26 protein-coding genes are annotated in these 26,206 nt (G+C 68.3%); 13 read left to right on the forward strand and 13 right to left on the reverse strand.

The features are described 5' to 3' along the window. Position 1: 1 nt before the first annotated feature. The 6 genes from hemN (at position 2) to M9902_RS10455 (ending at position 7,072) form a co-directional block, all read left to right on the forward strand. Positions 2 to 1,402: an oxygen-independent coproporphyrinogen III oxidase gene (gene hemN / locus M9902_RS10430; RefSeq protein ID WP_297222827.1), complete on the forward strand. Its 1,401-nt coding sequence runs from the start codon at positions 2 to 4 to the stop codon at positions 1,400 to 1,402. 49 nt (positions 1,403 to 1,451) lie between these two features. Further along, positions 1,452 to 2,204, forward strand: a complete 753-nt coding sequence (locus M9902_RS10435; protein WP_297173940.1) for a helix-turn-helix domain-containing protein — start codon at positions 1,452 to 1,454, stop codon at positions 2,202 to 2,204. A gap of 74 nt (positions 2,205 to 2,278) precedes the next feature. After that, positions 2,279 to 3,529 (forward strand): NnrS family protein, encoded by a 1,251-nt coding sequence (locus tag M9902_RS10440; RefSeq protein ID WP_297173944.1) that lies wholly within the window; start codon positions 2,279 to 2,281, stop codon positions 3,527 to 3,529. Positions 3,530 to 3,540: 11 nt separating this feature from the next. Beyond that, positions 3,541 to 3,942: a SirB2 family protein gene (locus M9902_RS10445; RefSeq protein ID WP_297173947.1), complete on the forward strand. Its 402-nt coding sequence runs from the start codon at positions 3,541 to 3,543 to the stop codon at positions 3,940 to 3,942. 23 nt (positions 3,943 to 3,965) lie between these two features. Beyond that, positions 3,966 to 5,939 (forward strand): pyridoxal-dependent decarboxylase, encoded by a 1,974-nt coding sequence (locus M9902_RS10450; RefSeq protein WP_297222829.1) that lies wholly within the window; start codon positions 3,966 to 3,968, stop codon positions 5,937 to 5,939. 23 nt (positions 5,940 to 5,962) lie between these two features. After that, entirely contained in the window at positions 5,963 to 7,072 is a 1,110-nt protein-coding gene (locus tag M9902_RS10455; protein ID WP_297222921.1) for a pyridoxal-phosphate dependent enzyme, read from the forward strand. Between the two features lie 132 nt (positions 7,073 to 7,204). Here the strand turns inward: M9902_RS10455 and rlmH are convergent, their stop codons facing one another. The 6 genes from rlmH to leuS all read right to left on the reverse strand — a co-directional run bounded on the left by rlmH (position 7,205) and on the right by leuS (position 13,224). Further along, positions 7,205 to 7,675 (reverse strand): 23S rRNA (pseudouridine(1915)-N(3))-methyltransferase RlmH, encoded by a 471-nt coding sequence (gene rlmH, locus M9902_RS10460; RefSeq protein WP_297173951.1) that lies wholly within the window; start codon positions 7,673 to 7,675, stop codon positions 7,205 to 7,207. Between the two features lie 40 nt (positions 7,676 to 7,715). Continuing rightward, positions 7,716 to 8,114 carry a ribosome silencing factor gene (rsfS, locus tag M9902_RS10465; RefSeq protein ID WP_297173954.1) on the reverse strand — a complete coding sequence of 133 codons (399 nt, stop codon included), beginning with the start codon at positions 8,112 to 8,114 and terminating at the stop codon, positions 7,716 to 7,718. After that, positions 8,111 to 8,806, reverse strand: a complete 696-nt coding sequence (gene nadD / locus M9902_RS10470) for a nicotinate-nucleotide adenylyltransferase (RefSeq protein ID WP_297173957.1) — start codon at positions 8,804 to 8,806, stop codon at positions 8,111 to 8,113. Before nadD ends, rsfS begins: the two co-directional genes overlap by 4 nt. 5 nt (positions 8,807 to 8,811) lie before the next feature. Beyond that, complete coding sequence (gene holA, locus M9902_RS10475; RefSeq protein WP_297222832.1) at positions 8,812 to 9,849, reverse strand: DNA polymerase III subunit delta; 1,038 nt, start codon at positions 9,847 to 9,849, stop codon at positions 8,812 to 8,814. Positions 9,850 to 9,907: 58 nt separating this feature from the next. After that, the gene (lptE, locus tag M9902_RS10480; RefSeq protein ID WP_297173963.1) at positions 9,908 to 10,423 is read right to left on the reverse strand and encodes an LPS assembly lipoprotein LptE; all 516 of its coding nucleotides are present in this window, start codon (positions 10,421 to 10,423) and stop codon (positions 9,908 to 9,910) included. 62 nt (positions 10,424 to 10,485) lie between these two features. After that, positions 10,486 to 13,224: a leucine--tRNA ligase gene (gene leuS, locus M9902_RS10485; RefSeq protein ID WP_297222833.1), complete on the reverse strand. Its 2,739-nt coding sequence runs from the start codon at positions 13,222 to 13,224 to the stop codon at positions 10,486 to 10,488. Between the two features lie 95 nt (positions 13,225 to 13,319). On the opposite strand from leuS, the gene M9902_RS10490 reads away from it, so the two are divergent. Beyond that, positions 13,320 to 13,571, forward strand: coding sequence for a SemiSWEET transporter (locus M9902_RS10490; protein WP_297222835.1), 252 nt, complete (start codon positions 13,320 to 13,322; stop codon positions 13,569 to 13,571). Here the strand turns inward: M9902_RS10490 and M9902_RS10495 are convergent. After that, positions 13,519 to 14,133 carry a DUF998 domain-containing protein gene (locus M9902_RS10495; RefSeq protein ID WP_297222837.1) on the reverse strand — a complete coding sequence of 205 codons (615 nt, stop codon included), beginning with the start codon at positions 14,131 to 14,133 and terminating at the stop codon, positions 13,519 to 13,521. The two genes, M9902_RS10490 and M9902_RS10495, sit on opposite strands and share 53 nt — an antisense overlap. A 42-nt stretch (positions 14,134 to 14,175) precedes the next feature. On the opposite strand from M9902_RS10495, the gene trxA reads away from it, so the two are divergent. The 5 genes from trxA (at position 14,176) to dxs (ending at position 20,194) form a co-directional block, all read left to right on the forward strand. Further along, positions 14,176 to 15,060: a thioredoxin gene (trxA, locus tag M9902_RS10500; protein WP_297222839.1), complete on the forward strand. Its 885-nt coding sequence runs from the start codon at positions 14,176 to 14,178 to the stop codon at positions 15,058 to 15,060. Between the two features lie 83 nt (positions 15,061 to 15,143). Continuing rightward, positions 15,144 to 17,147 (forward strand): bifunctional serine/threonine-protein kinase/formylglycine-generating enzyme family protein, encoded by a 2,004-nt coding sequence (locus tag M9902_RS10505; protein WP_297222842.1) that lies wholly within the window; start codon positions 15,144 to 15,146, stop codon positions 17,145 to 17,147. Positions 17,148 to 17,178: 31 nt separating this feature from the next. Further along, positions 17,179 to 17,886: a DUF502 domain-containing protein gene (locus tag M9902_RS10510; RefSeq protein ID WP_297173575.1), complete on the forward strand. Its 708-nt coding sequence runs from the start codon at positions 17,179 to 17,181 to the stop codon at positions 17,884 to 17,886. Positions 17,887 to 17,949: 63 nt separating this feature from the next. Continuing rightward, positions 17,950 to 18,186: a hypothetical protein gene (locus tag M9902_RS10515; RefSeq protein ID WP_297222844.1), complete on the forward strand. Its 237-nt coding sequence runs from the start codon at positions 17,950 to 17,952 to the stop codon at positions 18,184 to 18,186. Positions 18,187 to 18,277: 91 nt separating this feature from the next. Next, the gene (gene dxs, locus M9902_RS10520) at positions 18,278 to 20,194 is read left to right on the forward strand and encodes a 1-deoxy-D-xylulose-5-phosphate synthase (RefSeq protein WP_297222846.1); all 1,917 of its coding nucleotides are present in this window, start codon (positions 18,278 to 18,280) and stop codon (positions 20,192 to 20,194) included. Between the two features lie 3 nt (positions 20,195 to 20,197). On the opposite strand, the gene M9902_RS10525 is transcribed toward dxs, so the two are convergent. Then, positions 20,198 to 21,247 carry a TraB/GumN family protein gene (locus M9902_RS10525; RefSeq protein WP_297222848.1) on the reverse strand — a complete coding sequence of 350 codons (1,050 nt, stop codon included), beginning with the start codon at positions 21,245 to 21,247 and terminating at the stop codon, positions 20,198 to 20,200. 154 nt (positions 21,248 to 21,401) lie between these two features. Between M9902_RS10525 and M9902_RS10530 the strand changes: the two genes are divergently transcribed. Further along, a complete protein-coding gene (locus M9902_RS10530) occupies positions 21,402 to 21,794 on the forward strand; it encodes a DUF488 family protein (protein ID WP_297222850.1) in 393 nt (130 codons plus the stop codon). Positions 21,795 to 21,806: 12 nt separating this feature from the next. Here M9902_RS10530 and M9902_RS10535 read toward each other — a convergent pair whose 3' ends face one another. From M9902_RS10535 to M9902_RS10555, 5 genes are all read right to left on the reverse strand, one after another. Further along, the gene (locus M9902_RS10535) at positions 21,807 to 22,460 is read right to left on the reverse strand and encodes a DNA-3-methyladenine glycosylase 2 family protein (RefSeq protein ID WP_297222852.1); all 654 of its coding nucleotides are present in this window, start codon (positions 22,458 to 22,460) and stop codon (positions 21,807 to 21,809) included. A gap of 16 nt (positions 22,461 to 22,476) precedes the next feature. Beyond that, positions 22,477 to 22,857, reverse strand: a complete 381-nt coding sequence (locus M9902_RS10540) for a DUF423 domain-containing protein (RefSeq protein ID WP_297173592.1) — start codon at positions 22,855 to 22,857, stop codon at positions 22,477 to 22,479. Between the two features lie 156 nt (positions 22,858 to 23,013). Then, entirely contained in the window at positions 23,014 to 24,084 is a 1,071-nt protein-coding gene (locus tag M9902_RS10545; protein WP_297173595.1) for a polyketide cyclase, read from the reverse strand. Between the two features lie 175 nt (positions 24,085 to 24,259). Further along, complete coding sequence (locus M9902_RS10550; protein ID WP_297173598.1) at positions 24,260 to 24,916, reverse strand: response regulator transcription factor; 657 nt, start codon at positions 24,914 to 24,916, stop codon at positions 24,260 to 24,262. Continuing rightward, entirely contained in the window at positions 24,913 to 26,115 is a 1,203-nt protein-coding gene (locus M9902_RS10555) for a sensor histidine kinase (protein WP_297222855.1), read from the reverse strand. Before M9902_RS10555 ends, M9902_RS10550 begins: the two co-directional genes overlap by 4 nt. Positions 26,116 to 26,206: the final 91 nt, after the last annotated feature.

Consider the following 26,206-nt stretch of genomic DNA (forward strand, 5'->3'; position numbering starts at 1 on the left):
GATGCCTCAGCAGCAAATCGCCTTTGACGCCGAGCTTTTGCGCCGCTACAACCGGCCAGGGCCGCGCTATACCTCGTATCCAACCGCCCCGCAGTTCAATGCCGACTTCGGGGAAATGCAATTGCGCGACGCCATCCAGGCCAGCAACGAGGAGCCCATCCCGCGCCGGCTGTCGTTGTACGTGCACGTGCCGTTCTGCTTCAGCCCCTGCTTCTACTGCGGCTGCAACCGCATCATCACCCGCGACAAGGCGCGCGGCGAAGCCTATCTGGCCCGCCTGCACCGCGAAATTGCGCTGTACGCACCGCTGTTCGACCGCGACCGCGAGGTGATCCAGCTGCACTTCGGCGGCGGCACCCCGAATTTTCTCGCCCCCGACCAGCTCGGCGATCTGGTCGATGCGCTGCGCCGGCAATTCCACTTCGCCGACAGCGGCGATCGCGACATCTCGATCGAGATCGACCCGCGCTTCTGCGATCCGGAATGGATGGCCGCGCTGGCCCGGATCGGCTTCAACCGCGCCAGCCTCGGCGTGCAGGATTTCGATCCGGTCGTGCAGCAGGCCGTCAACCGGATCCAGAGCGTCGAGGACACCCGCGCGGTGATCGACGCCGCGCGCAACGCCGGCTTGCGTTCGATCAACGTGGATTTGATCTACGGCCTGCCCAAGCAGAACCTGGAAGGATTTTCGCGCACCCTGGACGTGGTGACCGGGATCCGCCCGGACCGGCTGGCGGTGTACAGCTACGCCCACCTGCCGCATCTGTTCAAGGCGCAAAAGCAGATCAAGGACGATGACCTGCTCGACGGCGAAGCCAAGCTCGCGCTGCTGCAGCTGGCGGTCGAGAAACTGACCGCCGCAGGCTATCTCTACATCGGCATGGACCACTTCGCCCTGCCCGGCGATGACCTTGCGAAAGCGCAGGCGCGCGGCGGGTTGCACCGCAATTTCATGGGCTACACCACCCACGCCAACAGCGACCTGCTCGGTCTGGGCGTTTCGGCAATCAGCCACATCGGCAACACCTTCAGCCAGAACCCGCGCGACCTGCCGTCCTGGGAAGGTGCGGTGGACGCGGGCAACCTGCCGGTGTTCCGCGGCATGCGGATGAGCGAGGACGACGAACTGCGCGCCGACCTGATCCAGGCCTTGATGTGCCAGGGCGAAATCCCGGTGACGGCGCTGGAACGGCGCTACGGCATCCGCTTCGACGAGTATTTCGCTGCCAGCCTCGAGCAGCTGCAGCCTCTGGTCGAAGACCAGCTTGTCGAAATTGAGCCCGGGCAAATCACCGCGACCTCGCGCGGTCGCCTGCTATTGCGTAATATTGCAATGTGCTTCGACCGCTATCTGGACCCGCCCGCCGCCGACACGAGGCCGCGCTACTCACGCGCGATCTGAGCCGTCGACGGTGGCGTTCGGACGGCCCGCATCCGGATCCTTCCTTGCGATGAGCAACCTGCCGTTCCCGCGGCTCAGCCCGCAGGTCATGGCGGACGACGGCGACGCGCTGACGTTCTGCAGCACCTGCGCTTTTTCGCACGCCTGTCTGTCGCGCGGGATGGACAAGTCCGCGCTGCGTGAACTGCATGTGCTGGTCGAACACGTCGGCCCGTTCCACGCCGGCGACCCCATCTTCCGCGAGGGCGAGCCGTTCGAGGCGATCGCGGCGGTGCGTGCCGGCTCGGTCAAGACCCGGGTGATCGACCGTGACGGCCACGAACACGTGCTCGGTTTCTATTTCCCCGGCGAAGTCATCGGCCTGAGTGCGATCGACGGTCACCGCTACCCCTGCGACGCCATCGCGCTGGACACGGTGATGCTGTGCCGGTTCTCGTTCCCGAAGATTTCGGTGCTGGCGGCGCGGGTCCCGGGCATCCAGAGCGAACTGTTCCGCCTGCTCAGCCGCGACATCGGCCGCGCCACCCTGCTCGCCGGCGACTGGTCGGCCGACCAGCGGGTGGCCGCCTTCCTGGTGGGAATGTCGCGGCGGTTGGCGGCACGCGGGTTTTCCGCAACGCGTTTTGCCCTGACCATGGCCCGCACCGACATCGCCAACTACCTGCGGCTGGCGCCGGAGACGGTCAGCCGGGTGCTGCGGCGGATGCAGAACGACGGTCTGCTGGCGGTGGACCGGCGCGACGTCGAATTGGTCGACCTGCCCCGCCTCGACGCGCTCGCAGCACCGATCCTGCGCGAGTGAGCGGGCCCGGTGCGGCGGCGGAAGTGACTTGAATCAATGCTGGAACGGCGCGCGCGCGCGACACTGGACGCCTCATGAATACGCCTGCTCAGCCCCAGCCGGGGGCCGGATTTTCGTTCGCACTGCTGGCGGTCAAACCGCACCGCATCCTGTTCTTCGTCGGCGCGCTCAACGTGCTGCTGGCGATGAGCTGGTGGCTGCTGTGGCTGATTGACACCCGCTGGCACGTCCTGCACCTGCCCGGCGGCACGCCCTACGGCGGCTGGATCCACGCCTTCGTCATGCAGTACCAGCTGTTCCCGCCGTTCATGTTCGGCTTCCTGCTGACCACCTTCCCGCGCTGGATGGGCTTCCCCGATCTCAAGCGCGCGCACTACCTGCCGGTGGGGCTGGGGCTGCTGGGTGGGCAGGTGCTGGTGGTCGCCGGTATGCTGACCGGTTTCAACCATTTCGTGCATCTGGGCGTGGTGTTGTCGATCCTCGGCTGGGGCTATGGCCTGATCCAGCTGCTGCGGGTGCTGCTGGCCGAGCGCCGCGCCGGCAAGGGGCCCACCTGGCACGCGTGGTCGTGCTTTGCCGCACTCAGCTTCGGTCTGATCGGCCTGCTGCTGATGGCCGCATCGCTGCACGGCGCCGGGCCGTGGACGGTGTTCGTTTCGATCAAATTGGGCACTTTCGCGGTGCTGCTGCCCGTCTACACCACGGTCGCCCACCGCATGTTCCCGTTTTTCGCCAGCAATGTGGTCCCCGGCTATCGACCCTGGCGCCCGTTGCCCCTGCTGGTGGCGCTGTGGACGCTGCTGCTGGCGCATCTGGCGCTGGAATTGACCCACGAAAACGCCTGGCTGTGGCCAATCGACGCCACGCTGGCGCTGGGCAGCGCGTATGTGCTGTACCGCTGGTGGCCGCGTGGCAAGTCGCCGGGCATCCTGTGGGTGCTGTTCGCGGGCTTTGTCTGGCTGCCGGTCGCCTTCACCCTGTTCGCGCTGCAAAGCGCGGTCTACGCCTTCGGCGGTGAGTTCCTCCTCGGGCGCGGGCCGCAGCACGCCGTCTACATCGGTTTCTTCGGCAGCCTGCTGGTGGCGATGGTGACCCGCGTCACCCAGGGCCATTCCGGGCGCCCGATCGAGATGCCGGCGGCAGGGTGGTTCGCCTTCGCCCTGCTGCAACTGGTCGCCGTCACCCGCATTGCCGCCGAAGCCGCACCCGACACCTACGTCTGGCAGACCATCGCCGCCGCCGGCTGGCTGATCGCCTTCCTGCCCTGGGCGCTGCGCTCGCTGTCGATCTACCTGCACCCGCGCGCCGACGGCAAGCCGGGCTGAGATCGGACCCGATGGCGCTGCTGGAGTTCTATCCGCAGATCAAGTGGCTGCATGTGCACGCCGTGCAGTGCAGCGGGCTGATCTTCGCGCTGCGCTGCGGCGCCGCGCTGCTGGGCGCAAAATGGCCACAGCACCGGCTGCCGAAATACGGCAGCTATCTGGTCGATACCACCCTGCTGGCCACCGGCCTCACCCTGATCGCGATCCTGCCCTGGGGCGTGTTCGCCAACGGCTGGCTGGCGGTCAAACTGCCGCTGGTGGTGGTCTACGTCGCGCTCGGCGTGTTCGCAATGCGGCCCAAGCGCACCCGGCCGGTGCGGTTCGGCTTCTATCTCGCGGCGCTGGCCACCTTCGGCTTCATCTACGGCATCGCCAGGATGCACAATCCACTGGGCTGGCTGCTGCTTCTGTAATTCTTCATTTCGAGGACACCGTCATGGCCGCGACACCCGCACCGTCCGACCACAGCGGCAGCTTCGACCCGTTCGATGCCGCGCACCCGCACATGCTGGATGCCTGCTTCCTCGGCCCCTATGCGCAGAACGACACCCTGCTGGAAAAGCTCGTGGTCGAATTCCTGCGCGACCACGTCTATTGGCGGCGCAACTTCCATCCCGAAGATCCGCTGGCGATCTCCACCACCGCCGCACTGCACCCGGACTACCTCGCCTTCGAGGCGAAGATGCGGCGCGAGCTGCACCTGCTGTCGGCGGCGCTGAAAAAATCCGTGCCTTTCCACAGCCCGCGCTACATCGGCCACATGGCCTCCGACCTGCTGCTGCCGGGGCTGGCCGCGCAAATCCTCACCCTGCCCTACAACCCCAACAACGTCACCGAGGACACCGCGCCGGTGACGGTGGAGCTGGAGGTCAAGGTCGGGCTGCAGCTGGCGCGGATGCTGGGCTACGTCAACGATCCGGCGCAGCCTGACTGCGCTTTCGGGCATCTCACCTCCGGCGGCACCGTCGCCAACTATCAGGCGCTGCGGCTGGCGCTGGCGCAGAAAGCCTTCCCGGTGGCACTGCGCGCTGCCGGCATCGGCGAACTCGACCTTCCGGATGATGACTGGGCCGCGTTCAACCTGCATCCGCACGCGGCCACCGCGCTGGTCGACCGCTGGGGCCGCTGGCTGGCCCAGGCTGCGCCGGCCGAGCGCAAGCGCTGGCAAGCGAAGGTGGCGGCGGCGCGGATCGAGCAGCTTGGACTGGTCGATTTCTTCGCCACGCATCCGGAGCTCAAGACGCCCAAGGTGCTCGCGCCCGTCACCGCGCATTATTCCTGGAGCAAGGGCTGCAAATTGCTCGGGCTGGGCCGCAGCCAGCTCGAACGCCTGCCCGAGCGCGGCATGAGGATCGACGTCGACGCACTGGAGGCGACCCTGGAGCGCTGTCTGCGTCAGCGCCAGCCGGTGTTGATGGCGGTGGCGGTGCTGGGCACCACCGAATACGGCACGGTCGATCCGATCGACGCCGTGGTGGACGCCCGCGAGCGCTACGCCGCGCGCGGTCTGGGCTTCGCCGTCCACGTCGATGCGGCCTGGGGCGGGTATCTGGCCAGCCTGCTGCGCAACGAGGATGGCAGCCTGCGCCCGCGTGCAGAGGTCGCGCTGGAGTTCGAATCGTTCCCGACCCCGGGCGTCCATGCCGCGATCGCCGCGGTCGGGCGCACCGATTCGGTGACGGTCGATCCGCACAAGCTCGGCTACCTGCCCTACGGGGCCGGCGCCTTCGTCTGCCGCGACCACCGCGCCACCGCGCTGCTGACCGAGGCGGCCGACTACGTGTTCCACGGCGAGGCCGCGCCGGATTACATGACCCGCTACCGCCGCCTTGGCCAGATCATCCCGGAAGGTTCCAAATCCGGCGCCGCCGCCGCCGCGGTCTACGTGACCCATCAGGCGCTGCCGCTCGACCACGCCCATTTCGGCCTGCTGTCGGCGCAGACCATCCGCGCCGCCGAGCACTTCCGCGCGCGCGCGCAGCGCTTCGCCCGCGAGAACGAAGACGTGGTCCACGCGCTGATGCCGTTCGACCCCGACAGCAACCTGGTTTGCCTCGCCCTCAATCCCGCCGGCAACCGCTCGGTGCCCATCGCCAACGCCTTCGTTCGCCGCCTGCACGACGAGCTGCGCATCGATCCCCGCCATCCGGTCCAGGACAAGCAATTCTTCGCCTCGGCCACCACCCTCAAGCCGGAGGCGCTGGGCGTGGAAGGCGTGGACCGCATCTTCGACGCACTCGGGCTGGACCCGGCAACGCTGGACGACGAGAACGACGACAAGCTGGTCCTCCTGCGCCACACCCTGATGAACCCGTATCTGATCGACCACGAAAACCGGATCAGCTACATCGACCTGTACTTCGACCATCTTGCCCTGCGCGTGCGCGCGCTGTTGGCAAGTGCCCCTTGAGCACGACCCCGGTTGCGGCAATCATGGACACCATGAGCAACGATTCCCCGATCCGTACCGATCCCGGCAAACGCGGCTGGGTGCACGCCGCGCTGGCGCGGCTCGAACAGGAAAGTGCACGCTCGGCCGACACCCACCTGCTGCGGCTGGACTTCCCCGGTTTTCCGGGCATCGCCTTCTACTTCAAGGACGAGGCCAGCCATCCCACCGGCAGCCTCAAGCATCGGCTGGCGCGTTCACTGTATCTGTACGCGCTTTGCAACGGCCGGCTGGACGAAGGCCAGACCGTGGTCGACGCATCCTCGGGCAGCACCGCCATCTCCGAGGCCTGGTTTGCGCGCCTGCTCGGCCTGCCCTTCATCGCGGTGATGCCGGCCTGCACGGCGCCGCAGAAAATCCACGCGGTGCAGGCGCTGGGCGGCCAGTGCGACCTGGTCGAAGATCCCGCGCAGGTCCACGCCCGCGCCGCCCGCCACGCCGCCGAAGGCGCCTGCCATCTCGATCAGTTCGGGCTGGCCGAACGCGCCACCGACTGGCGCGGCAACAACAACATCGCCGAGTCGATCATCGGCCAGATGTGCCGCGAGGCGCAGCACGAGCCCACCTGGATCGTCTGCGGCGCCGGCACTGGCGGCACTTCGGCCACCATCGGCCGCTACCTGCGCTACCGCCGCCTCGACACCCGCCTGTGCGTGGCCGAGCCGACCGGCAGCGGCTACGTCCACGGTTGGCGCAGCCGCAGCCGCGAGGCGGTGGCCAGCCAGCCCACCGTGATCGAAGGCATCGGCCGTCCGCGGGTGGAGCCGGGCTTCCTGTTCGCCGTGGTCGATGCCGTGGTCGAGGTCGACGATGCCGCCTCGATCGCGGCCGCAACCCAGCTGGAAACCCTGCTCGATTCACGCTACGGCGGTTCCTCCGGCACCAACTTCGCCGCCTGCCTCACGCTGGCCACGCGGATGCGCGCCGCCGGTGAGCGCGGCAGCATCGTCAGCCTGCTGTGCGACCGCGGCAAGCGCTACAGCGACACCCTGTTTGATGCCACCTGGCGCCGCGACCACGGCCTCGACATCGCACCTTGGCAGACCGCAATTGCCACGGCGCTGGAGCGCGGGGAACTGGTCGCGCCGGATTGATCTCCGAGATTGATCTCCGGGCCCGCGTGGACACCGGCGCGGCGCCGCAATGTCGGCGCCCGCGCAATGCGCCAGGACGCCCGCCTGCGTGAACCGCTGGCAACGCGTCCAACCTGTGCAGCGGCGACGGTTTCAGGCCCGGTGATAGGGGTGGTTGGCCAGCAGCGCGCAGGCGCGGTAGAGCTGCTCGGCCAGGACCAGCCGCACCAGCATGTGCGGCAAGGTCAGCGGCCCCAGCGACCACAGTTCGTCCGCCCGTGCCAGCACTTCGGGCGCGTGGCCCTCGGGGCCGCCGATCAGGAAGGCCAGATCGCGGCCCTGGCCGCGCCAGTGCTCCAGCCGCAGCGCAAGCTGTTCGGAAGAATGCGGCTTGCCGCGGCCGTCCAACGCAATCACGTGGGCATTTTTTGGCAGTGCGGCCAGCACACGCGCGCCCTCATCGCCCATTGCCCGTGCGGTATCGCGGCCCTTGCCGCGCACGCCAGGTTCGACTTCCACCAGTTCCAGCGGCAGCCAGTTCGACAGGCGCTTGCGGTACTCGGCAAAGCCTTCGGCCACCCATCCGGGCGGATGCGCGCCGACGGCGATCAGGCGGGTCTTCATCGCACTCCAACCCGGCCGGCCCGGGCCACGCTCGCGCGGCTCAGGCGTCCGCGCCGTCGGGATGCTGGTCGCCCACCGTCCACAGCCGCTCCAAGGCGTAGAACTCGCGCACCCGCGGCAGCATGACGTGCACCACGACATCCCCCAGATCCACGAGCACCCATTCGGCCTCGCGCTCGCCCTCGACGCCCAGCGGCTGCACGCCCAGCGTCTTGGCAAAGCGCACCACTTCATCGGCGACCGCTTTCACGTGCCGGGTCGAGGTGCCCGACGCCACGACCATGAAATCACAGACGCTGCTCCGGCCCCGCACGTCGATTTCAACCACGTCCTTCGCTTTGAGTTCCACCAGCCCGGCGTGCACGGCTTCGAGCAGGGCGTCCACCGCCGGCGGCGGCACGGGCAGGATCGGTTTGATGACTTGGGCGGCAGTGGTCAAGGGCGAGCGCTCGATGGGGATGCGGGCAGTATAGCGGTGGAAACGCCATACAAACCTTGCTGCACGATATGGGCCGTCACCGCGGGCTGCACCCAGTCGCACCAGCGGGGATCCGCTGCGGCGATGCGCCGGCGCAGCTCGCTGGAAGACTCGGGCCGCAGCTGCGGCAGCTCCAGCAGGGCAAATCCACCGGCCGGCGAAGCCGCCAGCGTTTCGGGGTCACGCCGGCGCGCAGCGACCTCGGCCAGCACCGCCGGCGCCTCGGTACGCAGCGCGGCCGTCTCCAGATCGAATCCGGGGCGGGCGACGGCCACGATGTGGGCCAGCGCGAACAGCTGTGTCCAGCGGCTCCAGGTGTGCAGCTGGCGCAGTGCATCGGCGCCGATCAACCAGGCGATCGGCGCCTGTGGGCCATATTCGGCGCGCAGCGCGATCAGGGTATCGACCGTGTACGAGGGCCCCGGCCGCGCCAGTTCGCGCCGATCCACCCGCAGCCCGGGCTCCCCGACAATCGCCAGTTCGAGCATTTCCGCGCGCTGTTCGGCGTCGGCGCCGGTCGGTGGCTTGTGCGGCGGGTCGCGGGCCGGCACCAGCGCCACCTGCGCGTGCAGCCGGTCGCGGGCCGCACGGGCGATCGCCAGATGCCCGTTGTGCACGGGGTCGAAGCTGCCGCCGTAGTACACCCGCAGCATGTCGCTCAGGCCAGCAGCCGCAGCGCGCCGCGCTCGGCCACCGCCAGCAGCAGGCGCTCGAACTGCACCCAGGCATCGAAGGACTCCCGCCCCGGCCGCACCCGTCCCTTGGAAATCCGGTCCACGGCCCCGGCCTCCCGCAGCAGGTGCTGCCAACGCTCCGGCGGATGCCGTGCCAGCGCCCGTTTGTACACGGCCTGCTTGGACTCCCAGATTTTCAGCGTCTTGCATTCAGCGGCGAAATTGCGCGCCCTGGACAACGCGAGCACCACGGTCAATTCCCTGACCAGCATCCCCATCAGCGCGGGAATCACGCTGCCCTCGGCGCGCAGGCCGGTCAGGATGCGCGAGACCTGCGCGGCCTCGCCATTGAGGGCCGCGTCGGTGAGGCGAAACACGTTGAACCGGGCGGAGTCGGCGACCAGGGCCTCCATCCGCGCCACGTCGAGCGTCCCGGTCTCGCCCTGCAGCAACAGGGCGAGCTTGTCGATTTCCTGGGCGGCCGCCAGCAGGTTGCCTTCCACCCGCTGCGCAAGATGCGCGATGGCGTCCGGGCTGGCCTTCAAACCGCGCTGGCGCAGGCGATGGCCGACCCAGCCCGGCAGCTCGTGGAGTTTGACCGGCCAGATCACGGTGGCGTGGCCAAGCTTGGCGATCGCCTCGCTCCATTTGCCGGCGTGGTCCTTCTTCCAGTCATTGGCCACCACCAGCAAGGTCACATCCGGCGGCGGATCGGCGCAGAACCGGGCGATCCGCTTGGCGCCGTCCTGACCCGGCTTGCCGGTCGTCAGGCGCGCTTCGATCAGGCGGCGGCTGGCAAACAGGCTGGGGGCGTGGATCGTTGCTTCCAGCGCATCCCAATCGGGATCGTTCGCGTCGAGTTCGTACACCTCGCGTTCGCTCACCCCCTGGGCACGGGCAGCGGCACGGATCGCGTCGGCGGCTTCAAGCACCAGCAAGGGTTCGCTGCCTGCGACCAGGTAGACCGAACGCAGCGGTTCGGCCTGCAGTTGCGCGGTCAGGCGATCGACATTCAGTTCCACGGCCGCCGACACCGGCGCGCCGCGCCCGCCTCCGCCTGTTTCTGCACCCGAGCCCGCTTCACTGCACGATGTCCCCCGCGCTCGACGTCACCGCGTCGGTCCGGCGCAGGATGGCGGTCGCCATTTCCCGCTGCAGCTCCTGGACCAGCCGCTCGCGCTCGCTGAGTCGACCGACCGAATCGAGCACCGGGGTCAGGTAATCGCGCGACAGTTCCACCGCCTGCTGCGGTACCGCCACACCGCCGTCGGCGCGCTTGAGGCTGAACACCACCGCATACCGCAGCATGTACTCCTGCGCCCGACCGTTCGGATCGTGGCTGATGGGCGTATCGGCCCAATGTTCGGAGACGATCTGCAGGGTCGCGACCTGCTCGCCGTCGGCCGCGGTTGCCGCCTGCGCGCCGGCGCGCCGCAGCCCCTGCGCCAGCAGGTCGCCCAGCGGGCTGTAGCGGTCGGCGGCCACCACCCGAACCGGGCCAAGGTGGGCCGGCAAGTTCAACGCCCCGCGCAGGTGGAAGCCGCAGCCGGCGAGCAGCGCGGCGATCAGGGACAACACGAGGAAGCGAAGTTTCATCGCGCGCAGTCTAGCCTGTCCGGGGCGGTCGCGGCAGTGACTACCGCAGCCTGCCCGGTGCTTCACGCCACCACGTTGACGATCTTGCCGGGCACCACGATGAGCTTGCGCGGCAAGCTGCCGGCCAGCTGCGCCGCGACGGCCGGCAGCGCCAGCGCGGCCGCTTCGATGGCCTCACGGGAGGCCTCCGGCGCCACTTCCAGCGTACCGCGCAGCTTGCCGTTGACTTGCACCGCAAGCGTGACGGCATCGCGCACCAGCGCGGCCGGGTCCGGCTGCGGGAACGGCAGGTCTTCCAGCAGCGTCTCCGGATGGCCCAACGCCTGCCAGAGCGCATGCGCAATGTGCGGGGTGATCGGGTTGAGCAGCAGCACGATCGCCTCGAAAGCCTCATGGCGCACGGCGCGGCCCTGCGCGCTGGTGTCGTTGAACTTGCCGACCGCGTTCAGCAGCTCCATCAATGCGGCGATGGCGGTATTGAAATTGTAGCGGCGGCCATAGTCATCGCCGACTTTCTGGATGACGCCATGGGTCTGCCGCCGCAGCGCTTTCTGCGCAGCATCAAGACTGGCCGCAGCGACTTCGGGATGGTCCGGCTGCGCGGCATGCGCGTGCACGTCGCGCCACAGCCGGCGCAGGAAGCGCGCCATGCCTTCGACGCCGGCCTCGCTCCATTCCAGCGACTGTTCCGGCGGCGCCGCGAACATCGAGAACAGGCGCACGGTGTCGGCACCGTACTTGTCCACCAGCAGCTGCGGATCGACGCCGTTGTTCTTCGACTTCGACATCTTCTCGGTGCCGCCGATCTTCACCGGCTGGCCATCGGCAGCCAGCAGGGCGCCGGTGACGCGGCCCTTGTCGTCCACCAACAAGTCGACCTCGGCGGGATTGATCCAATGTTTCGCTCCGTTCGCGTCCTCGCGATAGAACGTATCGGCGATCACCATGCCCTGGGTCAGCAGGCGGGTGGCCGGCTCATCGCAGGCCACCAGTCCGGCGTCACGCAGGAGCTTGTGATAGAAGCGGAAATACATCAGGTGCAGGATCGCGTGCTCGATCCCGCCGATGTACTGGTCGACCGGCAGCCAGTAATTCGCCCGCTCGTCCACCATGTCGGCCGCGCCCGGCGCGGTGTAGCGTGCGTAGTACCAGCTCGATTCCATGAAGGTGTCGAAGGTGTCGGTCTCGCGTTCGGCCGCGCCGCCGCACTGCGGGCAGGTGGTCTTGCGCCACTCGGGATCGGATTTGATCGGCGAATGCACGTCACCCGACGCGAAGGCATCGGCGACGTCTTCCGGCAGCAGCACCGGCAACTGGTCTTCCGGCACCGGCACCGCGCCACAGCCGGCGCAATGGATCACCGGGATCGGGCAGCCCCAGTAGCGCTGCCGGCTCACACCCCAGTCGCGCAGGCGGAAATTGGTGCGTCGCTGGCCGCGCCCCAGCGCTTCCAGCTTGGTCGCAATCGCAGCGAAGGCAGCGTCGAAATCGAGGCCGTTGAATTCACCGGAATTGATCAACCAGCCGCGCTCGGTCATCGCGGATTCGTCTTCGATCCGGCGCAGGTAGTCCTGCACCATCGCCACCGCGGCATCGGCCTCGAACACGTCGATCGCACGATGCTCGCCCAGCGCCACCGCCATCGGATCGTCGTGATCGCCGACGTGCGACTCCAGCTCGATCAGCGCGTCATGGGTCGTGGCATCGACGATCACCGGCTTGACCGGCAGCCCATAGGCCTTCGAGAACTCCCAATCGCGCTGGTCATGCGCCGGCACCGCCATCACCGCGCCGGTGCCATAGCCCATCAGCACGAAATTGGCGACATAGATCGGCAGGTCTTCGCCGGTCAGCGGATGCTTGGCCCACAGCCCGGTGGCCATGCCGCGCTTTTCCTGGGTTTCGAGCTCGGCTTCGGAGACACCGCCCTGCTTGAGTTCGGCGAGGAAGGCGGCCAGCTCGGGATTGCCCTGCGCGGCCTTCAGCGCCAGCGGGTGTTCGCCGGCGATGCTGATGTAGGTGACGCCCAGCAAGGTGTCGGGGCGGGTGGTGAACACGGTCAGGGGGGCGGCTTCGCCATCGACATCGAAGGCGATCTCCAGCCCTTCGCTGCGACCAATCCAGTTGCGCTGCATGGTCTTGACCGACTCCGGCCAGCCCGGAAGCCGGTCCAGTTCGTCCAGCAATTCCTGCGCGTAATCGGTGATGCGCAGGAACCATTGCGGGATCTCGCGCTTCTCGACCACCGCGCCTGTGCGCCAGCCGCGGCCGTCGATCACCTGCTCGTTGGCGAGCACGGTCTGGTCGACCGGGTCCCAGTTCACCACCGAATTCTTGCGATAGGCCACGCCCTTCTTCAGCAGGCGCACGAACATGCGCTGCTCGTGGACGTAGTAGTCCGGTTTGCAGGTGGCGAACTCGCGGGTCCAGTCGATGGCATAGCCCATCGTCTGCAACTGCTCGCGCATGTGTTCGATGTTGGCGTAGGTCCATTTGGCCGGCGCGGTCTTGTGCTTGATCGCGGCGTTTTCCGCCGGCAGGCCGAAGGCGTCCCAGCCCATCGGCTGCAACACGTTGTGGCCGGTCATGCGCTTGTGCCGGCTGATCACGTCGCCAATCGTGTAGTTGCGCACATGGCCGACGTGCAGCGCACCCGACGGATACGGCAGCATCGACAGGCAGTAATATTTGGGCTTGCCGCCGCCCTCCTTCACCTCGAAGGCGCGGGTGTCGGTCCAGAAGCGCTGGGCGGCGGCTTCGACGGCGCGCGGATCGTAAATGGCAGGTTCGGATTCGGACACGGCGGCAGATACAGGTTCGGGATGAATCCGGAAGCCTACCGCAGTGCAGCAAAACCCGCCATGATCGGCACCGATTCCCCATTCGGCACCCGCTCATGACCCTGGAATGGCTTGGCTACCTGGCCGCCACCTGCACCACCCTGTCGTTCGTGCCGCAGGCGATCAAGACCATCCGCAGCCGCGACACCCACGGCATCTCGCTGTGGATGTACCTGATCTTCACCTTCGGCATCGTGTGCTGGTTCGGCTACGGGATTTTCCTGAATTCGTGGCCGATGATCGTCTCCAACGCCATCACGTTCCTGCTGGCGACGACGATCCTGGGGCTGAAGTTGAAGTATCGGTAAGCGTCCGCGCCGCCAGCAACCACCAGCAGAACCAGAGCAGGAAGGCAAACCGCTGCGGCAGGCCCACCCAGATGCCGGTCGGCACCAGCAGCGCCAGCAGCGGCACCAGCAGCCCGGCGCCGAGGCACAGGCCCGCAAACCCTTTCCCGCGTTTGGCGGATGCCGTCAACAGGAGCATTGCGGGAAGGAAAGAAATCCACCACAGCATCCACATCGAGATGTGCAGGCGTCCCGCCGGCCCGTCCAACTCTTGCAGGTCCAGCCGGAACACGCCCTGCAGCGCGAATGCGAGCGCCGACAACTGGGCCAGGGTCATCCCCATGCGCGCCACCCAACCGGCCGGCGCCAGCACCCGGTACATGGTCTGCTGCGCCAGCAACAGGCAGATCCCGGGCAGGATGAAGGCGTCGAGATTGAACAGCTCGGCCCCGTGCACGCCGCGTGCGCCGTTCACGGCCAGCGGAAGCCGAAGCGAGTAGGCCGGCATGACCATGCTGGCGAACACCTCGGCCAGCGCGAACAGGGCGGCGGCGACCAGCGCCAGCTTGAATGGGGCTCGCATGCCCCCATCCTACCCGCTACCACCTGCTTCCATGGACCTGCCATGACCGACGCCTCCGCCTCCGCGCACGTGTTCGACGCCACCGCCGCCCGCTTCGAGGAGGAAGTGATCGGCCGCTCGCAGCTGGCTCCGGTGCTGGTGGACTTCTGGGCCACCTGGTGCGGGCCGTGCAAGACCCTCGGCCCGGTGCTGGAACAGCTGGCGGCGGACTACAACGGTGCCTTCACGCTCGCCAAGGTGGACGTCGACCAGGAGCGCGAACTGGCCGCCGCGGTGCAAATCCGCTCGGTGCCGACGGTCATGCTGGTCAAGGACGGGCAGGTCGTGGACGGCTTCTCCGGCGCGCTGCCGGAAGGCCAGCTGCGCGAATTCCTCAAGCATCACGGCATCGAGCCGGCGGCGGCGGTCGAAGAACCCGCGGCCGTCACCGAGGCCGTGGCTCCGCCCCCGGTCGACCCACACCAGGAAGCCGTGCGCCTGCGCAAGGCGGTCGAGGCCGAGCCGGACAACGCGGGGCTCAAGCTCGATCTGGCGCTGGCGCTGCTGCAAGTCGGCGCCACCGGCGAGGCCGAGAAGCTGCTCGACGCCCTGCCCGCCAACCTCGCCACCGACGATCGCAGCGTGAAGGCACGCGCGCGGCTGGGTTTTGCGGCCCTGCTGCACGACGCCCCGCCGGCCGAGGTGCTGGAAGCGGCGGTCGTCGCCAACCCGGACGACCTGCGCGCCCGCCATCTGCTGGGCGTGCGCCGCCTCGTGGCCGGTGATGCCGACGCCGGACTGGCCCAATTCATGGAGATGCTGCGCCGCAACCGCACCTACCAGGACGGCCTGGCGCGCAAATCGCTGATCGACGCCTTCCGCATTCTGGAGGATGAAGAACTGGTCAGCCGCTACCGTCGGCAGATGTCGGCGCTGCTGTTGTCATGACGGCATGACCGCGACGGGCGTTCCCAGCACGCCGCATCCTGTCGTATCCTCCCAGGCAGTCCGCCGCAGGCAGTCCCCCCACCTTGGCCACGCAGCAGGGATTCCCGACCATCGCCGGCTACACCATCCTCCGGGTCATCGGCCAGGGCGGCATGTCGGTCGTTTACCTGGCCGAGCAGAACTCGCTCGGCCGCAAGGTCGCCTTGAAGGTGATGTTGGCCGAGGCCTTGACCGACGAGGTCAGCCGCGCCCGCTTCGAGAACGAGGCGCGCACGATCGCCCGGCTCGAACACCCCAACATCGTCGGCATCCACGAGGTCGGCCGCAGCTCCGACGGTCAACCGTTCTACTCGATGTCGTGGCTGTCGCGCGGGCATCTGGCCCAACGCCGGCTGGTGGGTGAACAGCACAAGGTCGCCTCGATCCTGCGTGCCCTGCTCGGGGCGCTGGACTACGCCCATGTCCGCGGCGTCGTCCACCGCGACGTCAAGGCCGAGAACGTCCTGTTCGACGACGTCGACCGGCCGATGCTGGCGGACTTCGGCATCGCCCAGCAGCGCGGCAGCAACCCGCGCCTGACCAGCGAGCGGGTGGCCGTCGGCAGCACCGCCTACATGGCCCCGGAGCAAGCCCGCGGCAAGGACGTGGACCGCCGCGCCGACCTCTACAGCATGGGCGTGCTGACCTGGGAAATGCTGACCGGGCACCTGCCCTACAGCGCCGGCGATGCACTGTCGATGGCGGTCAAGCACGCCCAGGAGCCCATCCCGCGGTTGCCGCCGAGCCTCAAGCACTGGCAACCGCTGATCGACCGGTCGATGGCGAAAAAACCGGAAGACCGCTACGCCAGCGCCAATGACATGCTGGCCGCGCTGGACGCCATCGAACAGCGCGCCGGCAAGGCCTTCGGCACGGTAGAAGTGCCCACGGGCTATATATCGGAGCCGGCAACGTCGGCACCAGGCGGCCGCGGCGGGCGCAGGCTGGCGGTCGTGGCCGCAGTGATCGCGGTGGTCGCTGCCGGCGCCTGGTTCGGCTGGACCCGCTGGAACGGCGCTGCCACGCTGCCCGCGGCGGACGCCGTCGCTGCGACCAGCGGTGCCACCAGCGCCGCTCAGCCGGCCGCGCCGACCACGCCAGCCGCGGACCTCGCCGCAACCGGGGCTTCCCCCGGCCAAGGCATCGGCGCCTATCTGGCCAACGCCGACCAGCAATTGCGTGAAGGCCAGCTGCTGACGCCGGCCAATGCCAACGCCTGGGCCAGCCTCGAAGCCGCCTGGAAAATCAATCCGACCAATCCGATCGTGCAGCACCTGACCGCACAGCTGTTCGACGCGCTGGCCTCTCTGGCCGAGAATGCCTTGCGCACGGGCGATCTGGCGGTCGCACGGACCGCCTTCGAACATGCCAAGACCCTGGACCAGCGCCGTGGCGGCACCGGCGATGCCATCACCATGCTGCAGGCGCGCCTGGACGGGGTGCTGGATGCGCGCATCACTTACCTGCTGGCCAAGCCCGATCCGCAGGCCGCCAACGCCCTGCTGGCAGGCAGCCACTGGCTGGGGCTCAGCCCCCTGCGCGTGACCGGACACAAGGCGCGGATCGCCGCCGCCGCGACCACCGCCGCCAACGCCGGGACGCCGCGCAACGGACGCAGCGGCGCCAGCGCCGCCACGGCGCCCGCGCCGGCCGCCGCGCCCAGGCCGGTGCATCTGGTCACCGTCAGCCGCGCCGACTATGCCCGCTTCGCCGCCGCCAGCGGCCGCGCGCCAGCCGATTGCGGCAGAAAGCTGTTCGGCCGGCGCCCGCGCTGGGACACCTCCGGCAGCGATGCACGCCCGGTGGTCTGCGTCTCGGCCGCCGACGCCCAGGCCTATGCCAGCTGGCGCAGCGCCCAGGAAGGCCAGCGCTACCGCCTGCCCAGCGCCGGTGAATTGCGCGACCAGCCGCGCAACCCGATTTCCGGCTGGGTGACCCTGTGCGCCGATCCTGGCTGCAGTCGGCGCATGGTCAGCGGCAAGTCCCAGCCGATGGCAGCCGGGCGCGGCTATGACGACATCGGCATCCGGCTGGTGCGCGCCAACTGACCTTGGCCACGCCGACAGGCACAATAGCCCCATGAGCCCCCCGCTTTCGACCGGACAGCGCCTGCAGCGCCTGTTCCTGACCGGCCTGCTCACCCTGCTGCCGTTGTGGCTGACCTGGGTGGTGGTCAAGTTCGTGTTCGTCGCCTTGGGCAGCCTCAGCCAGCCCTTGGTCGAACCGCTCCTGCTGGACCTGGCCCACGCCAGCCCGCGCGCGCTGGGCTGGCTGGCCGCGCCCTGGGTCAAGAGCGCGATCGCGCTGGCGGCGACCGTCGCCACCATCCTGCTGGTCGGCTGGCTGACCCGGCGCGTAATCGGCCAGCGGCTGCTGCGCTGGTTCGAAGCAATGATCGCCCACGTCCCGCTGGCCAGCACCATCTACGGCAGCGCGCGCAAGCTGCTGGACATCCTGCAAACCAAACCCGACGGCACCCAGCGCGTGGTCCTGATCGACTTCCCGCACACCGAGATGAAAACCCTGGGCTTCGTCACCCGGGTGATGCGCGAACAGGGCACCGGCCGCGAGCTGGCCGCCGTCTATGTGCCGACCACGCCCAACCCGACGTCGGGCTATCTGGAAATCGTTCCGGTGGAAAAGATCACCCCGACCGACTGGAACGTGGATCAGGCAATGGGCTTCATCATCAGCGGCGGCGCGGTGGCGCCGGATTCGATTCCGTTTTCGCCACCGGCGCGCAAGCCGGGAGGTGAACCGCAGCCACCCGCCGGCTCGCCCGACTGACCACGGTCAAGGCACGCCCCCTTCGTTTCCGCAATCCTGCACCGCCCAACCAGAGGACACTCCATGTTGTTTGACGTCATCGGCCTGGTCGACGAAGCCAGCGCACGTTCCATCGCCTTCGCCGTCCACGCGCTGGATCCGAACGCCAGGATCACCGCCAACATCGACCGCGGCCGCCTGCTGGTGGAAGGCAGCGCCGGGGAGTCGGAGATCAGCGACGCGCTGCGCGCCGCCGGTTTCCACGCCAGCCTTGCGCCCGAGCACCCGGAAGGCACGACCTGCTGCGGCAGCTGCAGCTGATCGCCCGGCGCGGCGGCGCCCAACGCGCGTTTGGAGCAAACACTCGGCGCTCCGCATTGCCCACCGCCCGCGCAGGCGCGACAATGCCCGGATGATCGACACGACCCGCTACCCGCTGCTGTCGCACATCGACAGCCCGGCCGACCTGCGCCTGCTGCCCGAATCCGAATTGACGGCGGTCTGCGATGAACTGCGCGCTTTCCTGATCGAATCGGTCGGCAAGTCCGGTGGCCACTTTGCGGCCGGGCTCGGCGTGGTCGAGCTGACCACGGTGCTGCACTACCTGTACGCCACGCCCGAGGACCGCCTGGTCTGGGACGTCGGCCACCAGGCCTACCCGCACAAGATCCTCACCGGCCGCCGCGACCGCATCCACACGGTCAAGCAGAAGGACGGGGTGGCGCCGTTCCCCTCGCGCGAGGAAAGCCCGTTCGACACCTTCGGCGTCGGCCACTCCTCGACCTCGATCTCGGCCGCGCTGGGCATGGCGATTGCGGCGGCGCGCGCCGGGGACGAACGCCGCATCGTTGCCATCATCGGCGACGGCGCGATGACCGCCGGCATGGCCTGGGAAGCGCTCGGCCACGCCGGCGGGATGGACACCGACCCGAACCTGCTGGTCATCCTCAACGACAACCGGATGTCGATCAGCGAGGCGGTCGGCGGTCTGACCAAGATGCTGGGCCGGATGACCGGCAACAAGACCCTCAACGCCCTGCGCGAAGGCGGCAAGAAGCTGCTGGGCGACAAGCGCAAGAGCCCGCCGGCGCGTTTCGTCAAACGCTGGGAAGAACACTGGAAGGGCATGTTCGTGCCATCCACCCTGTTCGAGCAGATGGGCTTCCACTACACCGGCCCGATCGACGGCCACGACGTCGGCGCGTTGCTGGAAGTCCTGAAAACGCTCAAGGGCCTGAAGGGCCCGCAGCTGCTGCACGTCATCACCACCAAGGGCAAGGGCTACGAGCCGGCCGAGGGCGACCAGATCGGCTACCACGCGGTGACGCCGTTCGATCCGTCGGTCGGGCTGATCGGCAAGGCCGGGGCGAAGAAACCCACCTACACCGACGTTTTCAGCGACTGGCTGTGCGACATGGCTGCCGTCGAACCGACGCTGATGGGCATTACCCCGGCGATGCGTGAAGGCTCCGGGTTGGTGCGTTTCAGCCAGGCATACCCGGAGCGCTATTTCGACGTCGCCATCGCCGAGCAGCACGCCGTCACCCTTGCCGCGGGCATGGCCTGCGAGGGCGCAAAACCCGTGGTGGCGATCTACTCCACCTTCCTGCAGCGCGCCTACGACCAGCTGATCCACGACGTCGCGATCCAGAACCTCGACGTGCTGTTTGCGATCGACCGCGGCGGCGTGGTCGGCCCGGACGGCGCCACCCACGCCGGCAGCTTCGATCTCACCTACCTGCGCTGCCTGCCGAACCTGGTGGTGATGGCTCCGGCCGACGAAAACGAATGCCGGAAAATGCTCAGCACCGGCTTCCGCCACTACGGGCCGGCGGCGGTGCGCTATCCGCGCGATGTCGGTCCGGGCGTGGCGGTGCAGCCCACGCTCGACACCTTGCCGATCGGCAAGGCCGAGCTGCGCCAGCGCGGCAGCCGGCTGGCGCTGCTGGCCTTCGGCGCGCTGGTGCCGGCGGCGGAAGCGGTGGGCCGCGAGTTTGGATTGACCGTGGTCAACATGCGCTTCATCAAGCCGCTGGATCGCACGCTGATCCTCGAACTGGCGCGCAGCCACGACGGTTTCGTGACCCTTGAAGACAATGCCATCGCTGGCGGCGCCGGCAGCGCGGTGGCCGAACTGCTGGCGGCCGAAGGCATCACCCTGCCGATCCAGCACCTCGGCCTGCCCGACGCCTTCCTGCCGCACGCATCCCGCGCGCAACTGCTGGCGCAGGCCGGGCTCGACCTCGACGGCGTGCGGGCGGCGATTCTGCGCCGCTGGCCGCAGGCCGCAGGCAACCCGGCAACGGCCGCCGCACGCGCCGCCGGCTGAGGCTCAGTTCGCGCCGGCGTTCGCTTCTTCGTCGGCGTCGGGCGCAATGATGGTGTAGCCCTTGGCCTGCAGCCGCGCCAGATAACCGTTCGCCCCCAGCAGACGACCCAGCGGCACCGGCGCGAAACTGACCGCATTGCGCCCCAGTGCGGTTTCCGCTGCTGCCAGCCATTTCGCGTCGATCCTGGACTGCACTTCACCAAAGCCCAGCCGCTTGCCGATGCCGGCCTCGCTGATCGCCGCACTGCACGCCTCCCAGCGGTAGGCCGGCGGCAGCGCGCGCAGTGCTGCCATGTCGCCGGTCGCCCAGGCGTTGGCGCGCGCTCGCATCGCGCCCAGATCGGTTTCGATATGGGCGAGGGTGTCGTTGAAACAAGCCAGGTCATCCAGGGTGGTCTTCGACCACTCCACCAGCAGCGGCTTGGGATCGGTGATGACGATCGGCTCGCTGACCACGGTCACCACCGGATGGTGGGCCTTGATGCCGGTTTCCACCACCGGCCAGACCAGGTCGCGGGTGGACAGCCCGGCTTTCTTCATGGCTTCGGTGTACAGCTCTTGCGCGGCGAACAGCGGGCGCCAGCGCTCGACGCCGGAATCGGAGCCGATGTAACGCGCCTTGAGCGTCAGCCAGCGGGCGTAGGACTCCGGCGTCACCAGATCCCTGAGTTGTTTGCCATCCGGGCTCTTGCGCGCGCCCAGCAACCTGGGCAGCAGGAGCATGCCCCGGAAAAAACCGACCTTGACGTCAAGCGCAACGCCGCGCAGGCGGATCACTTCCTGCGCCTGTGCCAGCACCGACTGCAGCTGCCGCGCCTGCCACTGCATCCGGTTGGGCAAGGGCGTGAGCGTACCCAGCAGATAGAGGTCGTGCCCGTCCTTGCGCACGATCCACATGCCAGGGCCGGGCTGCTCGCCCACGACCACGACCGTCTCTTCCACCCGCACGCCATCGACGTCCGTGGGCACCGCAACCGGCCTGGTCTCCTGCGCCGGCAGCGCCAGCGGCAGGGCCAAGGACAAGGCCAGCGCCACCCCACGCCACACGCTCACACGCAAGCCTCTCATCATGTCGGTACGCTGCTCCCGGGATCGCGTCTCCCGAACGGTTGGGGCGTCCATTGTCAGCGATGCCAGCGCCGTGATCCGGTCTTGACGCTGAACGCCGCACAATGCCGCGTCATCACGATATGCAAAGGTGAACCGCATGGCCGTTCGCGTTGTTCGACTGGGCACGCCGCGCGCGGCCGGCGAAAAACTGCGCGTGGGCACGGTGCGCCGTCCACCGCGCGGAGTGCCGAAAAGCGAGTTTTCCAAGCGCGATTTCTACGACACCTGGCTCCCCACGGTGGCTCCGACCCAGGCCACGATGGACATCGCCCACGCCGCGCAAACACCCGGGGACTGGGAGAATTTTTTCCGGCACTACCGCCGCGAAATGAAGCAGCCGGACGCCGAGCACGCCATCGCGCTGCTGGCCGCCATGTCGCACGTGATGGACTTCAGCATCGGCTGCTATTGCGAGGTCGAGGAGCACTGCCACCGCCACGCGTTGCGCAAGCTGCTGCAAGCGGCCGGGGCGGAGGTCGCCGACCGCTGAGCCTCACTGGGTTCAGCCGCCTTTTGCAGCCGCAGCCGCATCCACGATCCGCCACAGATAGAAGCCGGCGTAGCTGCGGTACGGCCCCCAGCGCTGGCCGCGTTCGGCCAGCTCCCGCGGCGTCGGCATGGCGTCGCGGCGGTCAAGCAGCTGCGCGCCCTTGCGCACGCCCAGATCGTCCACCGGCAGCACGTCCGGACGGCCCAGCCGGAACATCAGCATCATCTCGACCGTCCAGCGCCCGATTCCGCGCGTGGGCACCAGCGCGGCGATGATCGCGGCGTCCTCCATCGTCGCCATCTGGCGCAGGCTCGGGATCTCGCCGGCCGCCTCGCGCCGGGCCAGATCGCGCAGCGCCAGCACCTTGTTGGCCGACACGCCGCAGGCGCGCAGCTGCGCATCGTCCAGCCGCGCCAGGGTGTCACAGTGCAGCCGCCCGCCGGTGGCGGCATCGACCCGCGCCTCGATGCTGCGCGCCGCCTTGCCGCTGAGCTGCTGATGCAGGATCGAACGCGCCAGCGCATCGACCGGATCGAACGCGCCGCGCCAGTCCGGGTCGGGCGGGATCGGCCCGATCCGCCGCATCCAGACGCCCAGCTTGCGGTCACGCCGCGCCAAATGCTCGAAGGCGGCCTCGGTATCGAATCCCCGCGTGAATCTTGCCATGTCGGCGTCTCGTCGCTCAGACCTTCAGCCGGTCCCAGGCATACAGCAGCCAGCCGGTGATCGCCAGCGCCGCGCCCAACGGCATCGCCAGCCCGGCAGCCAGCGCCAGCACCAGCTGCGCCAGCGCGCCGCCGCAAAACAGGATGACGCCCAGCAGCAGCAAACACAGCCCGAACAGGGCGACCGGCCGCTGCGCCAGCGGCGCCAGCGCGGCCAGTGCCACGCCGTGGGCAAAGCCGAAGGCCGCCGCGGTGAGCAAATCAGTGGACGCTGACGCCACGCCAGCGCGGGTGGCGTACACATACAGCGCCACCGCCAGCGCGGCCAGCAGCCCGCCGATGGCGCCCAGATAACGGCGGAAAACGACCATGCCCGGGGTTGTCTGCAACGCACTCATCCCGATTGCTCCTTCGCGAAAAGACGAACGCCGCGGCGGTGCGCGGCGTTCGTGGGCATGTCGATGGATGTCTCCGCGCTCACTGCCGTCCTCGACGGATGCGGCGCGTCGCGCCCGCGCCCCGCGCCGTTGCCGGGACGCGAGGCCTCCGGCCGATCACTTGATCGGCCAGTACACGTCGAACTTGCCGTTCTCGGTGAACGCGCCGGCCACGCCGGAGTTGTAGTCCTCGTAGGCGCGATCCTTGATCTCGTAGCCATGGGTCGCCGCCCAGGCGCGCAGGGCGTTGCGCACGTTTTCCAGGCCCGCCATGTAACCGGTGAAGCTGGTGGTCACGGCCCGCCCGCCGGCCACGTGGTGCTCGTACTTCACCGGCGCACCGGCCGGGATCGTGACCCGACCCACCGCGCTGCCGTCCTTGCGCCGCACGACCTGCATCACGTCGAAGGTGTAGGTGCTCTGGCCGAGTTCGGTGGTGACGATGCGCACCGGACCGACCGCCTCCAGCCCGTTGGCCTCGATCACGCGCTTGATCCATTCGCTGTCATTGTTGATCGCGGTCTGGATCTGGGCGTTGCCGCGCTCGATCGCACCGGCACTGACGTACAGCACGTCCTCTTCCGGCCGATCGACGACCTTGGGCGGCGTCATCCCGCTGCCCTGCACGCGGTAATCGATGTTCGGGACCGTTGCCAGCACCGACACCAGCCGCGACAGGCTCAGCTTCATGTCCTCGCCCATGTGGCGGGTGACGTACAGGCCGGCATAGCGGCCGAAGATGTTCCAGCCGTAGTCCACGTCATAGGTCTGGATGACCTCGACGTTGCGGTTGTTGCGACCGGTCGGGCGCAGGAAATACGCGGTGCGCTTGTTCTCGCCGCGGGTCTCGTCCTGGATCCGGATGCCGACCATCTTGTTCGGCTGGCTCTGCACGATCTCCCACGACCCCGCGCCGATGTTCTTTTCCTGCGAGCTGTAGTTGATCTTGGCGCCAACGCCTTCTTCGGGGCCCGACAGGGTCAGCTGCATGCGCGGGTCGCGCAGCGCCACCGCATTCCAGTCCTTGAAGCGGCGAAAGCTGTTGACCGTGTCATAGACGATCGTGAGCTTGCGGTTGGTTTCGATCCGTTCGCTGAGGTGGCGCGAAGACGGCAATACGATGCCCAAGGCCAGATACAGCCCGGCGACAATCGCCAACGAAATCAGGATCTCGAGCACACGAGTCATTCAGGAATCTCCGGGAAGATCGATGGCAACAGCCGGGTCGCGCAGACCCGCCATCCTAGCAAACATCCCCGAGTGCAGGCGAGCCTCGGGGCGGGAAAACGTGATTTGACCCGCATTCGGCCCCGTACGGCCCGGCGCGGGCCGGCGGCGGGTTGGAACGAACCGGACCCCGGTCTCATACCAGCTTCAACTCGAAGGCCTTGAGCACCGCCCGGGTGCGGTCGCGCACGCCGAGCTTGGAGAGGATGTTGGAGACGTGGTTCTTGATCGTTCCCTCGGCCACGTGCAGCGAGTTGGCGATCTCCTTGTTCGAAAATCCCGAGGCCATCAGGCGCAGGATTTCGGTCTCGCGGTCGGTCAGCGGGTCGGGCTGGTCGAGGCTGACGAAATCGTTGTGCATGTGCTCCAGCCCCGACAGCAGGCGCTGGGTGACGGCCGGCTGGACCAGCGAACCACCGCGGGCCACGGTCTGGATCGCCCCCACCAGCTGTTCCAGCGTCACATCCTTGAGCAGATAGCCCTTGGCGCCGGCCTTGATTCCGGCCAGCACCAGCGCATCGTCGTCGAAGGTGGTCAGGATGATCGTCGGCGGCAGCTTGCCGGCCGAACCCAGCGCCTGCAGTGCTTCCAGCCCGGACATCACCGGCATCCGCATGTCCATCAGGACGACGTCCGGCTGCACCTGCGGGATGTTCTCGACGGCCTGGCGCCCGTCGTTGGCCTCGGCGACTACGGCAACGCCTTCGGCCAGCGCCAGCAAGGAACGGATGCCCTGCCGGACCAGGGTCTGGTCGTCGACCAGGAAAACGCGGATCGGGGCGGATTCAGTCATGCGTCGCTCTCTCCGTGCAGTCGGATACCGGCATTGGCCGCCACCGGCAGGCCCATTGTGAGCTGGAAACCCTGGCCGCGCCGGCTGTCCACTTCCAGAGTCCCGCCGTACTGGCGCAATCGCTCTTCCAGACCGCGCAGGCCATTGCCGGGAATGATCGCATCGCTGCCGCGGCCATCATCGCGCACTTGCAGCACCACGCGATCGCCCTCGCGCCGCGCCCGCAGCCACAGGTGGCTTGCATGGGCATGCCGGACCGCATTGGTGATCGCCTCCTGGGTGCAGCGCAGCAGGACGTGGGCGCGCTCCGGATCGTCCACGGTCAGCGGATCGTCGATGTCCATCTCGATCGCCAGTTTGGGCACGTTCTCGGCCAGCGGCCGCAGCACCGCCGCGAGGTCGATCACGCCGCCCTCGCGCAGCTGGCTGACCGCTTCGCGCACATCTGTCAGCAGCAGCCGGGCCAAAGCATGGGCCTGCAGCACGTGCTCGCGCACCCGCCCTTCCGACAGGTGGCCGGCCACCTCGAGGTTCAGGCTGAGCGCTGTCAGGTGGTGACCCAGCAGGTCGTGCAGCTCGCGCGAAATGCGGGTGCGCTCGTTCACCCGGGCACTGTCGGCCAGCAGGGCGCGGGTCGCCCGCAGTTCGGCATTGAGCCGGCGCTGCTCCTCCCGCGCCTGCGTTTGTTGCAATGCAACAAGGCTGACCACGAACACGAACCCGGAAAATCCCGCGTACAGCATCGATTGCATCAACGCTTCCAGCGGCGGGAAATCCAGCCAGCGGATGAACACCGGCGCCACCGCCAACTGGCCAATCAGCAACCACGCCACACCCGGCAACAGCGGCAACAGCCAGGGCAGGACGCAGGCCGCCACCATCAGCAGCACGCTGCCCAAGCCGGTCTTGGTGAAGTAGCTGACGCCCAGCGCGGCCAGCGTCAGCACCACCAGCAGCAGGTAGTCGGCGCCGTTGCGCGCCCGCCCGCCCAGACCGCGGGTGATCCAGGCGTAGCTCATGCCGAACGCCAGATAGGCCACCCAGCCCTGCCAGGGCATGGGCCGCAGCGCAAGGTCCTCGGCGCTGGCATTGGCCAGATGCGGCGCCAGCCAGGAATACAGCAGCGGCAGGCCCACCATGCCCCAGGTGAACAGACCGGCGTAGCGCAGCAAGCGCGTGTGGGAGAGCTGGGCAAGCATGTGCTCTTATACCGCCTCCACACCGCTTCCGCCGTACCCCAATGGTCATGCCCGCGTCCCGGCGACGCGTGCGATAATGGCCTGCCCCGCA

This window comes from Thermomonas sp. (genome assembly GCF_023953935.1).
Classification (GTDB): Bacteria; Pseudomonadota; Gammaproteobacteria; order Xanthomonadales; family Xanthomonadaceae; genus Thermomonas.

Bases quoted from the DNA above. Each gene is read 5' to 3' on its own strand.
- hemN (WP_297222827.1), top strand. From the start codon at position 2: ATGCCTCAGCAGCAAATCGCCTTTGACGCCGAGCTTTTGCGCCGCTAC.
- M9902_RS10435 (WP_297173940.1), top strand. From the start codon at position 1,452: ATGAGCAACCTGCCGTTCCCGCGGCTCAGCCCGCAGGTCATGGCGGAC.
- M9902_RS10440 (WP_297173944.1), top strand. From the start codon at position 2,279: ATGAATACGCCTGCTCAGCCCCAGCCGGGGGCCGGATTTTCGTTCGCA.
- M9902_RS10445 (WP_297173947.1), top strand. From the start codon at position 3,541: ATGGCGCTGCTGGAGTTCTATCCGCAGATCAAGTGGCTGCATGTGCAC.
- M9902_RS10450 (WP_297222829.1), top strand. From the start codon at position 3,966: ATGGCCGCGACACCCGCACCGTCCGACCACAGCGGCAGCTTCGACCCG.
- M9902_RS10455 (WP_297222921.1), top strand. From the start codon at position 5,963: ATGGACACCATGAGCAACGATTCCCCGATCCGTACCGATCCCGGCAAA.
- rlmH (WP_297173951.1), bottom strand. From the start codon at position 7,675: ATGAAGACCCGCCTGATCGCCGTCGGCGCGCATCCGCCCGGATGGGTG.
- nadD (WP_297173957.1), bottom strand. From the start codon at position 8,806: ATGCTGCGGGTGTACTACGGCGGCAGCTTCGACCCCGTGCACAACGGG.
- lptE (WP_297173963.1), bottom strand. From the start codon at position 10,423: ATGAAACTTCGCTTCCTCGTGTTGTCCCTGATCGCCGCGCTGCTCGCC.
- M9902_RS10490 (WP_297222835.1), top strand. From the start codon at position 13,320: ATGACCCTGGAATGGCTTGGCTACCTGGCCGCCACCTGCACCACCCTG.
- M9902_RS10495 (WP_297222837.1), bottom strand. From the start codon at position 14,133: ATGCGAGCCCCATTCAAGCTGGCGCTGGTCGCCGCCGCCCTGTTCGCG.
- trxA (WP_297222839.1), top strand. From the start codon at position 14,176: ATGACCGACGCCTCCGCCTCCGCGCACGTGTTCGACGCCACCGCCGCC.
- M9902_RS10510 (WP_297173575.1), top strand. From the start codon at position 17,179: ATGAGCCCCCCGCTTTCGACCGGACAGCGCCTGCAGCGCCTGTTCCTG.
- M9902_RS10515 (WP_297222844.1), top strand. From the start codon at position 17,950: ATGTTGTTTGACGTCATCGGCCTGGTCGACGAAGCCAGCGCACGTTCC.
- dxs (WP_297222846.1), top strand. From the start codon at position 18,278: ATGATCGACACGACCCGCTACCCGCTGCTGTCGCACATCGACAGCCCG.
- M9902_RS10530 (WP_297222850.1), top strand. From the start codon at position 21,402: ATGGCCGTTCGCGTTGTTCGACTGGGCACGCCGCGCGCGGCCGGCGAA.
- M9902_RS10535 (WP_297222852.1), bottom strand. From the start codon at position 22,460: ATGGCAAGATTCACGCGGGGATTCGATACCGAGGCCGCCTTCGAGCAT.
- M9902_RS10540 (WP_297173592.1), bottom strand. From the start codon at position 22,857: ATGAGTGCGTTGCAGACAACCCCGGGCATGGTCGTTTTCCGCCGTTAT.
- M9902_RS10545 (WP_297173595.1), bottom strand. From the start codon at position 24,084: ATGACTCGTGTGCTCGAGATCCTGATTTCGTTGGCGATTGTCGCCGGG.
- M9902_RS10550 (WP_297173598.1), bottom strand. From the start codon at position 24,916: ATGACTGAATCCGCCCCGATCCGCGTTTTCCTGGTCGACGACCAGACC.
- M9902_RS10555 (WP_297222855.1), bottom strand. From the start codon at position 26,115: ATGCTTGCCCAGCTCTCCCACACGCGCTTGCTGCGCTACGCCGGTCTG.